At 74.5% G+C, this 13,563-nt stretch carries 7 protein-coding genes; 4 read left to right on the top strand and 3 right to left on the bottom strand.

Going from position 1 to position 13,563, the window contains the following annotated elements; translation table 11 throughout:
* Positions 1-99 precede the first annotated feature (99 nt).
* Together uvrB and KLI87_RS17500 are read right to left on the bottom strand one after the other, a co-directional pair.
* A complete protein-coding gene (gene uvrB, locus KLI87_RS17505) occupies positions 100-2,217 on the bottom strand; it encodes an excinuclease ABC subunit UvrB (RefSeq protein ID WP_156218397.1) in 2,118 nt (705 codons plus the stop codon).
* Between the two features lie 88 nt (positions 2,218-2,305).
* On the bottom strand, positions 2,306-3,460 hold the full coding sequence (locus tag KLI87_RS17500) for a sensor histidine kinase (protein ID WP_214617875.1): 1,155 nt from the start codon (positions 3,458-3,460) through the stop codon (positions 2,306-2,308).
* Positions 3,461-3,647: 187 nt separating this feature from the next.
* On the opposite strand from KLI87_RS17500, the gene KLI87_RS17495 reads away from it, so the two are divergent.
* The 3 genes from KLI87_RS17495 (at position 3,648) to KLI87_RS17485 (ending at position 6,383) form a co-directional block, all read left to right on the top strand.
* Positions 3,648-4,661: a hypothetical protein gene (locus KLI87_RS17495; protein WP_156218399.1), complete on the top strand. Its 1,014-nt coding sequence runs from the start codon at positions 3,648-3,650 to the stop codon at positions 4,659-4,661.
* A gap of 64 nt (positions 4,662-4,725) precedes the next feature.
* Positions 4,726-5,442 (top strand): hypothetical protein, encoded by a 717-nt coding sequence (locus KLI87_RS17490; protein ID WP_214617874.1) that lies wholly within the window; start codon positions 4,726-4,728, stop codon positions 5,440-5,442.
* A 47-nt stretch (positions 5,443-5,489) separates the two neighbouring features.
* Positions 5,490-6,383 carry an inositol monophosphatase gene (locus KLI87_RS17485; RefSeq protein WP_156218400.1) on the top strand — a complete coding sequence of 298 codons (894 nt, stop codon included), beginning with the start codon at positions 5,490-5,492 and terminating at the stop codon, positions 6,381-6,383.
* On the opposite strand, the gene KLI87_RS17480 is transcribed toward KLI87_RS17485, so the two are convergent.
* Positions 6,384-7,607, bottom strand: a complete 1,224-nt coding sequence (locus KLI87_RS17480; RefSeq protein WP_308166052.1) for an SLC13 family permease — start codon at positions 7,605-7,607, stop codon at positions 6,384-6,386.
* 115 nt (positions 7,608-7,722) lie between these two features.
* Here KLI87_RS17480 and KLI87_RS17475 point away from each other — a divergent pair, with 115 nt between their 5' ends.
* Positions 7,723-13,554 (top strand): TIR domain-containing protein, encoded by a 5,832-nt coding sequence (locus KLI87_RS17475; RefSeq protein ID WP_214617872.1) that lies wholly within the window; start codon positions 7,723-7,725, stop codon positions 13,552-13,554.
* The last annotated feature ends 9 nt before the right edge of the window (positions 13,555-13,563 follow it).

The following is a 13,563-nucleotide window of genomic DNA, read 5'->3' as shown; positions in this document are numbered from 1 at the left end:
TCCTGGAACGGCTCCACAAACCACCTCTCGGCGACCTGCTGCCACAGCAGCAACAACCACGTTGCTCGTTGGGTCCGCCCAAGATTCATCAGAAGCGCCCTAGCTGACGCCCGCCTCCTTCATTTCGCGGAGTTCGCGCTTGAGTTCCTTGATCTCGTCGCGGAGGCGGGCGGCCAGCTCGAACTGGAGGTCGGTGGCGGCCTGGTGCATCTGGGCGGTCATCTGCTCGATGAGGCCCTCCAGCTCCTCGCGGGGGCGCTCGCCGACGAGGTCGGCGGCGTGGCGGCCCACCTCGCGGGTGCGGGAGGCGAGGCCGGGCACGGGCGCCTTGCCGCGGCTCTGCTGGCGGCCCGCGCCGCCGATGAGGGTCTCGGTGTCGGCGTCCTCGCGGGCGAGGGAGTCGAGGATGTCGGCGATGCGCTTGCGCAGCGCCTGGGGCTCGATGCCGTGCTCGGTGTTGTAGGCCTGCTGCTTGGCGCGGCGCCGGTTGGTCTCGTCGATCGCGCGCTCCATCGACGGGGTGACGGTGTCGGCGTACATGTGGACCTGGCCGGAGACGTTGCGGGCCGCGCGGCCGATCGTCTGGATGAGGGAGGTCTCCGAGCGCAGGAAGCCCTCCTTGTCGGCGTCCAGGATCGCGACCAGGGAGACCTCGGGGAGGTCGAGGCCCTCGCGCAGCAGGTTGATGCCGACCAGCACGTCGAACTCGCCGGCGCGCAGCTCGCGCAGCAGCTCGATGCGGCGCAGCGTGTCGACCTCGCTGTGCAGGTAGCGGACCTGGATGCCGAGTTCGAGGAGGTAGTCGGTGAGGTCCTCGGACATCTTCTTGGTGAGCGTGGTGACCAGGACGCGCTCGTCCTTGTCGGTGCGCAGCCGGATCTCGTGGATGAGGTCGTCGATCTGGCCCTTGGTGGGCTTGACGACGATCTCGGGGTCGATCAGGCCGGTGGGGCGGATGACCTGCTCGACCACGTCGCCGCCGACGCGGGTCATCTCGTAGTTGCCGGGCGTCGCGGACAGGTAGACGGTCTGCCCGATGCGCTCCAGGAACTCCTCCCACTTCAGCGGCCGGTTGTCGATCGCCGAGGGCAGCCGGAACCCGTGCTCGACCAGCATCCGCTTGCGGGACGCGTCGCCCTCGTACATCGCGCCGATCTGCGGGACGGTCTGGTGCGACTCGTCGATGACGAGGAGGAAGTCCTCGGGGAAGTAGTCCAGGAGGGTGTTGGGGGCGGTCCCGGCGCCGCGGCCGTCGATGTGGCGGGAGTAGTTCTCGATGCCCGAGCAGGTGCCGACCTGCCGCATCATCTCGACGTCGTAGGTGGTGCGCATGCGCAGCCGCTGCGCCTCCAGCAGCTTGCCCTGCCGCTCCATGACGGCGAGCGTCTCCTCCAGCTCGGCCTCGATGCCGGCGATGGCCCGCTCCATCCGCTCGGGGCCGGCGACGTAGTGGGAGGCGGGGAAGACGTACAGCTCGTCGTCCTCGGTGATGACCTCGCCGGTGAGGGGGTGCAGGGTGGCGAGCTTCTCGATCTCGTCGCCGAACATCTCGATCCGGACGGCGAGCTCCTCGTACTGCGGGATGATCTCGACGGTGTCGCCGCGGACGCGGAAGGTGCCGCGCGTGAACGCCAGGTCGTTGCGGGTGTACTGCATGCCGACCAGCTGGCGGAGGAGGTCGTCGCGCTCGATCCGCTGCCCGGTCTGGAGCCGCACCATCCGGTCGACGTACTCCTGCGGGGTGCCGAGGCCGTAGATGCACGACACCGAGGCGACGACGACGGTGTCGCGGCGGGTCAGCAGCGAGTTGGTCGCCGAGTGCCGCAGCCGGTCGACCTCGTCGTTGATCGAGGAGTCCTTCTCGATGTAGGTGTCGGTCTGCGGGATGTAGGCCTCGGGCTGGTAGTAGTCGTAGTAGGAGACGAAGTACTCCACCGCGTTGCCGGGCATCATCTCGCGCAGCTCGTTGGCGAACTGGGCGGCGAGCGTCTTGTTCGGCTGCATCACCAGGACGGGCCGCTGGAGCTTCTCGACCAGCCACGCGATCGTGGCGGTCTTGCCGGTGCCGGTGGCGCCGAGCAGTACCGCGTCCTTGTCGCCGCGGCCGATCCGCTCGGCCAGCTCGCTGATCGCCTGCGGCTGGTCGCCGGACGGCGTCATCTCGGTGACGACCTCGAAGGGCGCCACCCGGCGCCGAAGATCGGTGACTGGCCGCATCCCGGCCCCCCTCCCCTGTGACTACTCCCCCACTGTACGCACGGCGTCCGACAAACCGGTCCGCGCTGGTCAGCGGGCCGGACGGCGATCAGGACGCGGGCAGCGGCAGCCGCGCCCGGACGGCGTACCCGCCGTCCGCGCTGGGCCCGGCCTCGAAGCTGCCGCCGAGCGCGGTGACCCGCTCGCGCAGCCCCACCAGGCCGTGCCCGCCGCTCGGCAGGCCGTGGTCGGGCGGGGCGGTGGGCGCGTCGTTGGCGATCTCGACCTCGACGGCCTCGGGGAGCAGCCCGAGGCCGACGCGGGTGTCGGCGGCGCCCGCGTGCTTGTGGACGTTGGTCAGCGCCTCCTGGACGAGCCGGTAGACCGTCCGCCCGACGGCGGGCGGCATGGGCCGCTCCTCGCCGCGCACGGCCAGGTCGACCACCAGGCCCGCCGCCCCCGACTGGTCGACCAGCTCGCGGACGTGGGCGAGCGTCACCGCCTCCTGGGGCAGCGCCTCCTCGCCCTGGCGCAGGACGCCGATCACGTGCCGGAGCTCCTCCAGCGCCTGCCGTCCCATGTCGCCGATCACGGTGGCGGTCTCGGCGGCCCGGCCCGGGTCGCGGACGGCGATCGCCTTCAGGGCGCCCGCGTGGACGACCATGACGCTGATCCGGTTGGCGACGACGTCGTGCATCTCGCGGGCGATGCGGGTGCGCTCCTCGCCCCGCGCGCGCTCCGCGAGGAGGTGCTGCTCGCGCTCCAGCCGGGACGCCCGCTCCTGGAGGGAAGCCAGTAGTTGCTTGCGGGCCCCCATATAGAGGCCCAGCAGGATGGGGACGGCCGTGAACGCCACCCCGAAGATCGCCTGGGCGAGGAACGGGTCGTCGCTCTCGGTGGGGCCGGGGAAGGCGATCCCGGAGACGTACCCGACGGCGGCGATCGTCCACACCGTCCGGCGGTTGGGGGTGTAGGCGGCCAGCGAGTAGAGGATCACCACCAGCGCGAACACGCCCGCGCCCGCGACCGTGCCGAGCGCCACGGCGACGAGCGCGAGCCGGACCGGGTGCCGCCTGCGGAAGACCAGGCCCAGGCCGAGGAGGAAGCTGCCGACCGACGTCACGGCGGGCGGCAGCCAGAAGTCCTGAGGGGCGAACCACAGGAACACGCCGTCCACGACCGCCAGCGACACCGCGAGGGTGAGGTCCAGCGCCCGTGAACGCGGTGTCGGCCATGCCGCCGACCACCAGCCCCGCAGCTGCATGCGATGAGTGTAGGGGGCGGAGGGGACCAAGGTCGTCCATGCCGGAAAGCGTGGTCGTCCGCGGCCCGAGGGGAACGTGACCTGCGGCGCCTCAGCCCCGGCCGCGTAGGGGACGCGGGCCGGTGGCCCCCCTCGCGGTGCTGTGGTTACGATGACGGCGCCGACAAGGACGGGGAAAACGCATACAATGACCCGCTTCGCCACGTGGCTCGGGAAGAACGCCGACGCCTTCATCGCGCTGATCCTCGCCATCACGGTCGCGGTGCTCGGGGTCGGGGTGGACCTCCCCCACGAGGACGAGGTCACCAACAGCGCGATCCTCGCGGTGGTCGGCCTCCTGGCGACGTCGGTGCTGCGGGACCGGGGGCGGCGCGTCCCGGTCGAGGCGGAGGTGCGCGACACGCTGCGGGCGTCCTCGGCCACGCTGGACGAGCTGAGCGGCAAGCTGACCCACATCGAGACGTTCGAGGGCGTGCTGGCCGACACCAAGCGCGCGCTGGACGAGACCACGATCGTCCGGGTGATCAGCGGCGCGCAGGTGGCGCAGGTGCTGGAGGAGGCGCGCCGCGACACCGACCGCTGGATCTTCAAGGGCGGCACCGGCACCTACATCCGCGCCAAGACGCTGCCCGAGACCGTCGCCGCCGCCCGCCGGGACGGCCGGACGCTGCTGTTCCGGCTGGAGATCATCGACCCGACGGACGTCGAGGTCTGCGAGGCCTACGCGCGGCACCGCCGCTCCTCGGCGGACGGGCCCGACGGCACCGGCGAGCCGTGGACGCTGGAGCGCACCCGCAAGGAGGCCTACGCCACGATCCTCGCGGCGTGCTGGCACAAGCAGCGGTTCGGGATGCTCGACATCGACATCGGGCTGGCGCGGACGATGACGACGCTGCGCTACGACCTGTCGTCCTCGCTGATCGTGGTCACCCGCGACAACCCGCGCGGCCAGGCGCTGGTCGTCGACAGCACGAAGTTCTACTACAGCTGGCTGAGCGCGGAGCTGCTGACGAGCCTGGACCAGGCGCGCCGCGTGCCGGTCGAGCAGGCGCGGCTGGCGCCGCTGGACGACGAGCCGACCGTCGAGGAGGTCCGCAGGCTCTTCGAGGTGATCGGCATCGACATGGCCCAGGGCTACACCGACCGGGACGTCATCGAGATCATCAGGAAGGCGCTGCGGCCCAAGGACCCCTACGAGTGACCGCGTCCGCGCGGGCCGGACGCACGCGGACGCCACAAAGGAACAGCGACATCGGGTGCGAGCGATGAGGTACGAGGAGATCCGCAGGGAGATCGAGGCCGGGACGGCGGCGCGGACGCTCCCGGCGTGGGCGGGCCGCGTCCTGGCGGACGTCGCGGAGGGGCGGTCCCGCGTCCCGGCCGTGCGGCATCCCCTGGGGTTCCTGTGCCTGCCGGTGGAGCGCGCCGGCGACTTCGGCGTGTGCCTGCACATCTGGACGTCCGAGGTCGACCCGGCGCCCTCCACCACCTCGCCCGTGCACTGCCACAGCTGGGACCTGCTGAGCTTCGTCCTGTACGGGACGGTGCGCAACGTCCGGATGGACGTCGGCGAGGGCCCCGGCGGGGCGGCGGCGCAGGTCTTCGAGGTCGTCAGCCGGGGCGAGGTCGACGAACTGAGGGCCACCGGGCGCACCGTCCGATACTCTCCCGGCCGTTCCACCGCCCACGGGACGGGCGAGTCGTACACTCTGCCCGCGGGCGTGTTCCACAGCACGCTGATCGAGGACGGGCGGGACGCGGCCACGGTCGCGCTCGGCCGCCAGACGCCCGGGGGCGGCGACCTGTCGCTCGGCCCGCCGGACGTCGCGACCCACCGGGTGCGCCGCGCGCGGTCCGACCCGGGCGAGGCGGCGCGCGCCCTCCACCGGTCGGCCCGCGAGGTCGCGAACGCATACGCCGCTCGTCCCGCGCCGCCCGGGCCGGGACGCCCCCGCGACGACCTGTCACCGACGCGCCGGTAGGCGGCCGCCGGACCCCGAGCCCCCGGACCCGACTGGAGAGGCCCCCGATGAGATCCACGACAGCGTCACCGGCCCTACCGGTCGATCTCGGCGAGGCCCGCCGGGTGGCGGTCGATGCGGCCGAGGCGGCGGGGGCGCTGCTGCGCGCCGGCACGGGCGGCCCGCTGGTCGCCCGGCCCAAGGGCGGGAACGGCGACGTCGTCACCGAGCTGGACACCGCCGCCGAGGAGCTGATCCTCGGGCGGCTGCGCGCCGCCTACCCCGGGCACCGGATCATCGCCGAGGAGTCGGGGGTGCTCGACGGCGCGGACGGCTCCCACCTCGTCTGGCTGGTCGACCCCCTCGACGGCACCAACAACGTCGCGATCGGCATGCCCGTGTACGCGGTGGGGCTGGCGCTGTGCGCGGGCTCCGTCCCGGTGCTGGGCGTCGTCCACGACCCCGTCTCGGGGCGGACGTGGACGGCGGTGCGCGGCGAGGGCGCGCTCGACCCCGACGGCGCCCCGCTGACGCTGGCGCCGCGCCCGCGCCCCGGCCGGGAGCGCAACCCGGTGCTGGGCTGGACGCAGGGCCACGCGGTCAAGGCGGGCGACCCGTCGGCGCTGGCGCTGCGCACGGCGCTGGAGCTGCGCTGCTCGCGGCTCCTCCAGCTGTGGGCGCCGCTGGTCGCGTGGGCGATGCTGGCGCGCGGCGACATCGACGGCATCGTCGGCTACCGGCCCGAGCTCGTCGACCTGCCGCCGGGCGCGCTGCTGGCGGCCGAGGCGGGCGCTGAGCTGCGCCGCCTGGACGGCGGCCCCTACGAGCTGAGCATCGACCGCACGCCGTCGGAGCTGGGGTTCGTGGCGGCCCGCCCGGAGCTGCTCGCGCGGCTCGTGGAGACCGCGAACCGCGCGCTGGACACCGCCGGGCCGGACGGCCAGATCCCGCTCGTCCGGTAGTCAGCGGGTCGCCGGCAATGCCGCGATGGCGGCGGCGCAGCCCAGTACGGCCAGGACGGTCCCGGTGAGGACGAACTTGCGCATGGGGACGCGCACGTCCCAGCGGCGGCACCACTCGAACCACAGCAGCGTCGCCAGCGACCCCCACGGCGTGATCACCGGGCCCACGTTCGTGCCGATGAGCAGGGACAGCAGCTGGTCCCGGTTGGCCTCGGGGACCGCCGACTCCCCCGCGACGTAGGCGGGCAGGTTGTTGAGGACGTTGGAGAGCCCCGCCCCCGCGAACCCGGCCCTGACGGCGCCCGCGGCGCCGTCGTCGCCGCCGACGAGGGAGCGCATCACCTCGTCCAGCCCGTACCGCTCAAGGGTGGGGACGACCAGGAACAGCCCGGTCACGAACACCATCAGCCGCCACGGGACCAGCTCGCCCCGCAGCGCCGACCGGTCGCGGACGGCGAACGCGGCCACCGCCACGACGGCGGCGGCGGTCGCGGCGAGGCCGAGCTGGAGGCCGGTGTGGACGCCCGCGAGGATCGCGCCGATGAACAGCAGGCACGCGGCGCCCGTCGCGGAGAACAGGACGCGGTCGCGGACGGGCGCGACGTCCGGCGGGTCGTAGGTGTCGGCGCCGCGCATGCCGCGCCGCCAGAAGAACGCCCACAGCAGCAGCATGGTGACGGCGAGGACGGCGACCTGCGGCAGCCACATCCGGGCGGCGAACGCGGGGGTCTCCAGGGCCACCCGGTCGGCGGCGAGGAGGTTGGTCAGGTTGGACACGGGCAGCAGCAGGCTCGCGGTGTTGGCCAGCCACACGGTCGTCATGGCGAGCGGCAGCGCGGCGATCCGCGCGCGCGCCGCGAGCGCCAGCATGACCGGCGTCAGCAGCACGGCGGTCGTGTCCAGGTTCAGGAAGACGGTGGTGACCGCCGCGAACCCCACGCACAGCAGGAACAGCGCGGCGTAGTTGCCCCGGCCCGCGCTCGCCATCCGCTGGGCGATCGCGTCGAAGACCCCGGCCTCCTTGGTCAGCTCCGCCAGCACGATGACGCTGAGCAGGAACAGCAGCAGCGGCGCGATGCGCTCGACGCTGTCGCGGGCCGTCGCGGGCGGGAGCAGGCCCGTCGCGACGAAGACCAGCCCGAGGGCCAGCAGCCCCACCCTGACGCGGTCCAGGAGCCCCATGGACCGGACGGCTCGGCGCAGGGTCGCGGGCGGGGACGGCACGCGCGACATGATCCCATAGGCGGCGCGGCGCGGCGTCCGACGGGCCGCGCGGCCCGGTTCTCCACAGGCGGCACGGCGTGCTGAACTCCCCGCCCCCGCACGCGATACTGGCGGCATGACACCCCCCGGTGACCACTCCAGGCAGGAGCGTCCGACCGACTTCTTCATCAGCTACTCGCCCGCCGACGAGCGGTGGGCGTCCTGGATCGCCTGGCAGCTTGAGGCCGCCGGGCACCGGACGATGATGCAGGCGTGGGACTTCGTGCCCGGCACGAACTTCATCGACTTCATGGACCGGGGCCTGTCGGAGGCGAAGGCCGTCGTCGCGGTGCTGTCGAGCAACTACCTGCGCTCCCGCTACGGGCGGCTGGAGTGGATGGCGGCGCTGCGGGCCGACCCCGACGACCCGGCGCGCAAGCTCGTGACGGTCCGCATCGAGGACTGCCCGATCGACGGCCTGCTGTCGACGATCACCTATGTGGACCTCGTCGGCGTCGACGACCCCGACCGGGCGCGCGAGCTGCTGATGCGGCGCATCGGAGAGGCCCTGGCCGGGCACGCCCGCCCGCTGGACGGGCCCGGGTTCCCCGGCGGGCTCTCCCGCCCGCCGCTCGCCGGGCGGGTCGAGGAGGGCCGCGCCGAGCCGCCTCCGGAGCCGCCCGCGCCGACGGGCGAGCGGCCGGTGCGGCGCGCGCCGGTCGCCGCGCCCGCCTTCCCCGCCCGCGACGGCGGCCCCCAGGAGGACCGCGAGCACCTGAGCGTCCTGCACGTGGGCGGCCCACGGTTCGGCCGGACGCTCGCCGAGCCCGGGGAGCCGACGACCGCCAGCGAACTCCAGGACCGCATCTGGAGCGATGTGGCGCGGCTCGCCGACTCCGGCGTCCCGCGCCCCGACCTGCTGGTCGTCACCGGGAACCTCACCCACTCGGGCAGCCGCAAGGAGTTCACCGAGGCGCTGTCGTTCCTGACGAGCCTGCGGGCGCTGCTCGGGCTGGAGGCGCAGCGGGTGGTGGTCGTCCCCGGCACCCACGACGTGACCCGCGCGGCGTGCCAGGCCTACTTCTCCAGCTGCGAGGCCGACGACATCGAGCCGCAGCCGCCGTACTGGCCGAAGTGGCGGCACTTCGCGGGCCTGTTCAAGGAGTTCTACCAGGGCCTCGACTCGCTGATCTTCGACAGCGCGCAGCCGTGGACGCTGTTCCCCGTCCCCGACCTGAAGGTGGCGGTCGCCGGGCTCAACTCCACGCTGCCGCAGACCCACCGCGAGGAGGACCGCTACGGCCGGGTGGGGCAGGCGCAGGCCGCCTGGTTCAACGAGCGGCTCCGCCACTTCGAGGAGGAGGGCTGGCTGCGGCTCGGCGTGGTCGAGCACACCCCGATCGCCGGGGAGCCGGGCGCCCTGCGCGACCCCGAGACCGTCGAGACGCTGCTGGGCGGGCACGTGAACGTGTTCTTCCAGGGCGCGCCCTCGGAGTTCGGCGCGGTGCCGCTGCTGGCCTCGGGCGTCCCGGCCGTCCCCGCGCTCGGGCCCGGCCGCCACCAGATCGTCGTGCTGCGCCGCGACGGCATGGAGCGGTGGATCCCCGAGGACGCCGCGCGCCGGGGCCCCGAGCGGCTGGAGGCCGCCTGGCCGCGGGTGGAGGGAACGTTCCCCCCGCCGTCCGGGCGCGGCGCCGCCGGCCCGGCGCCCGAACTCGGCCCCGGCGGCTCCCCCGCCCCCGGCGGGGCGGGCGAGGACGAGGCCGCCGCCGACCCCGTCGCGCGCCTGCTCGACCGGCTCACCGAGGCCTGCGAGACCCGGTTCGAGCGCGCCACGATCCGGCGCGTCGTCCCGCCCGCGCGCGAGGACGGCCGCGCCGAGACGCCGCACCTGCTGCTCACCCACCTGGAGGACGGGTTCGTCCGGCAGTACCGGATCGGCGCGCACGTCGGCCGGGTCACCGAGGACGACGTGGACGCGTTCGTGCGGCACGTCCACGCCGACGGCGCCGACCACGGGTCCGAGCTGGTCTACCTCGGCCCGGCGCCCGCCCGTTCGCTGCGCGAGGACGCGCTGCGGCGCGGCATCAGGGTGCGCAGCCTCACCGAGTTCCAGGGGCTGCTCGACCTGTCGGAGTACGTCTCCGCGCAGACCGGGCGGCTCGCCTCCGGCGGCCTGTACCCGCCGTCGCTGTACGTCCCGCAGCGCTACCGCGAGCTGGACCGCCTCCGCGCCGACGGCGAGGGCGGGGGCGGGCCCGGCGAGGTCCACGAGGACGTCGTCGGCGAGATGCTGCGGCTGCTGGCCGCCGACCACGGCCGGTTCCTGCTGCTGCTCGGCGACTTCGGGCGGGGCAAGACGTTCTCGCTGCGGGAGCTGGCCCGCCGGATCCCCCAGGAGCTGCCGCACGTCGTCCCGATCCTGATCGAGCTGCGCGCGCTCGACAAGGCGCACTCGGTGGACGGCCTGGTCGCCGCGCACCTGGCCAACCACGGCGAGGAGCTGATCGACCTCAAGGCGTTCCACTACATGCTCCGGCAGGGCCGCATCGTGCTGCTGTTCGACGGGTTCGACGAGCTGGTCACCAGGGTGACCTACGACCAGGCCGCCGACCACCTCGACACGCTGCTGCGGGCCGCCCAGGACAAGGCGAAGATCGTCGTGGCGAGCCGCACCCAGCACTTCAAGTCGCAGGCGCAGGTGCTCACCGCGCTCGGCGAGCGGGTCGGCGTGCTGCCGCACCGGCGCGTGCTCGGGCTGGAGGAGTTCACCCCGTCGCAGGTCCGCTCCTACCTGGTCAACCGGTACGCCGACGAGGAGGCCGCCGACGAGCGGCTCGGGCTGCTGTCGGGCGTGGAGGAGCTGCTCGCGCTCACCCCGAACCCGCGCATGCTCAGCTTCATCGCCGACCTGCCGGGCGACCGGCTGCGCGCCGTCGCGCGGGCCCGCACCACCGTCAGCCCCGCCGACCTGTACGAGGAGATCCTCTCGTCCTGGCTGGAGTACGAGGCCGAGCGGGTCCGCCCGGCGGGCGGCCAGCCGGGCCTGCGGGTCGAGGACATGTGGGAGGCGGTCGGCACGCTCGCGCTGCGGCTGTGGGAGGGCGACGACCGCTTCCTTCGGCTCGCCGAGCTGGCCGACGTCGCCGACACCCTCACCGGCCTCGCCGAGGGGCGGCTGTCGCCGCACCAGGTGACGCACGCCGTCGGCGCGGGCAGCCTGCTCGTCCGCACCGACGAGGGCTTGTTCGGGTTCATCCACGTGTCGGTCATGGAATGGCTCGTCGCCCGGCACATCGCCCGCGAGCTGGACCGGGGCGCCGCGCCCGCCGCGCTCGGACGGCGCGCGCTGTCCCAGCTCACCGTCGACTTCCTGTGCGACCTCGCCGACAACCGCGCCTGCCAGGAGTGGGCCGAGCGCGTCCTCGCCGACCCGGCCGCCGCCGACGCCGCCCGCGCGAACGCCATCCGGATCACCACCCGGCTGCGCACCCCGGCCCGCGCCGACCTGCGCGGCGCCGTCCTGAAGGGCGAGGACCTCTCCTACCGCGACCTCCAGGAGGTCGACCTCACCGGCGCCGACCTCACCGACGCGCTGCTGGTCGGCGCCAACCTCTCGCACGCCGTGCTGCGCGACGCCTCCCTCGCCGGCGCCCGGCTGGACGAGGCGCGGCTCACCGGCGCCGACCTGCGCGGCGCCGACCTGTCCCGGGCCCGGCTCGCCCGCGCCGACCTGCGCGACGTCGCGGTCGAGGGCAGCCGCTGGACGCGCGCCGCGCTCGTCGACGCCGACCTGCCCGACCGGGTCGCCGCCGCGCCCGAGCTGCGCGAGGCGGCGATCGCGCCGGGCCGCCCCGTCGACATCCAGGTCGCGCCCGCCGCCGTCGGCGTGCCCTACGGGTTCCACTTCCAGACGAGCCGCCTGCCGCAGCCGCTCGCCTACAGCCCCGGCGGGTCCGTCCTCGCCGTCGGCAACGAGGACGGCGGCGTCCTGGTCTGCGACGCGGTGACCGGCAGGCCGATCCGCACCCTCCAGGGCCACACCGACCGCGCCTACGCGGTGGCGTTCGACCGCGAGGGCAACGTGCTGGCCAGCGGGTCCGCCGACGGCACCCTCCGGCTGTGGGACCTCGCCACCGGCCACTGCGCGCACGTCCTGGACGTCCACCCCGAGGGCGTGTGGCCCGTGGTGGCCGGCGGCGACGACCTCGTCGCCGCCGGGGACGCCGACGGCGTCGTCCGCGTCTTCGACCTCGCCACCGGCGCCCAGCGCCACCGGTTCGCGGGCCACACCCCGCCCGTCTTCACCGCCGTGTTCGACCCGGCCGGGTCGCTGATGGTCACCGGCGACCAGGGCGGGACGCTGCGCGTCTTCGACCTCGCGACCGGCGCGCTGCGCCGCGAGCTGACCGGCCACCGGGGCGCGGTCTTCCGCGCCGTGTTCCACCCCGGCGGCTCGCTGCTCGCGGCGGGCGACGAGGCCGGCGTCGTCCGGCTCTGGGACATCCGCACCGGCGAGATCCGCCAGGAGCTCATCGGCCACACCGGGCGCGTCTACGCCATCGCCTTCCACCCCGACGGGCGGCTACTGGTCACCGGCGACACCGACGCCTCCGTCCGGCTCTGGGAGGACGGCGCGCACCGCGCCACCCTCACCGGCCACGGCGGCGGCATCTACCAGGCCGCCTTCAGCCCCGACGGCGGTCGCCTGGCCACCGCCGACAGCGCCGGGTCGGTCCGGCTGTGGGACCCGGCGACCGGGCGGCAGCGCGTCGAGCTGGCCGGGCACCGGGGCGCGGTGTGGCCGTTCGCGTTCCGCCCCGACGGCGCGCAGCTCGCCACCAGCAGCAACGACGGCACCGCCCGGCTGTGGGACACCGAGACCGGGCAGTGCCGCCTGGTCCTGCGCGGGCACGGCCGCCGCGTCACCGGCGTCGCCTTCAGCCCCGGCGGCGGCCTGCTGGCCTCCAGCGGCAACGACGGCCTCGTCCGCCTCTGGGACCCGCGCACCGGGCGCCTCGTCCGCGAGCTGCGCGGCGTCGCCGACAACCTCACCTCCGCGCTGTTCAACACCCGCGACTCCCAGCTCGCGACCGCCACCAACGACGGCGGCGTGCACCTGTGGCAGGCGGGCACCGGCACGTTCGAGCGGGAGCTGAACGTCGAGACCGACCACGTGTGGGCGCAGGCGTTCGCGCCGGACGGCGACGTCCTCGCCACCGCCAACGACGACGACAGCGTCCGGCTCTGGTACTGGACGACCGGCCGCGAGATCGTGAACCTCGCCGGGCACCGGGGCCGCGTCCGCTCGATCGACTTCGCGCCGGACGGCGCGCTGGTCGCCACGGGCTGCGACGACGGCCTCGTCCGCCTCTGGGACCCGCGCACCGGCGGGCTCGCCGCCACCCTGCGCGGCCACTCCGACCGCGTCTACCGGGTGGCGTTCGCGCCGTCCGGCGACGTCCTCGCCAGCGCCGGGAACGACGGCACCGTCCGCGTGTGGGACCCGTCCACCGGCGCGACGCTGCACGTCCTGACCGGCCACGCGGGCCGGCTGTGGACGGCCGCGTTCCACCCGTCGGGGAGGCTGCTGGCCAGCGCGGGCGACGACATGGCGGTGCGCCTGTGGGACCCGTCCACCGGCGACCTCCTCCACACCCTCGACGGCCACACCCGCCGCGTCTGGTCGGTGGCCTTCAGCCCCGACGGCACGCTGCTGGCCTCCGCGGGCGACGACGGCGCGATCATCCTCTGGGACGTGGCGGACCCCGCGGCCCCCGTCCGCCGCGCGACCCTCCTCGGCCTCGCCGCGGGCTGGGCCGCCCTCGCGCCCGACGGACGCTACAAGTGGGAGGGCGAGGCCACCGCCGAGTTCTGGTACGCGGTCGGCATGTGCCGCTTCGAACCCGGCGAGCTGGACACCTACCTCCCCGAAGTGCGCCAGGTCCCCCTGGACGCCCCGCTATGACCGCCCCGA

This window comes from Actinomadura sp. NEAU-AAG7 (genome assembly GCF_018603865.1).
GTDB lineage: Bacteria > Actinomycetota > Actinomycetes > Streptosporangiales > Streptosporangiaceae > Spirillospora > Spirillospora litoris.
The sequence above is the reverse complement of the archived record's forward strand: the minus strand, read 5'-3'. Positions and strand labels throughout refer to the sequence as shown.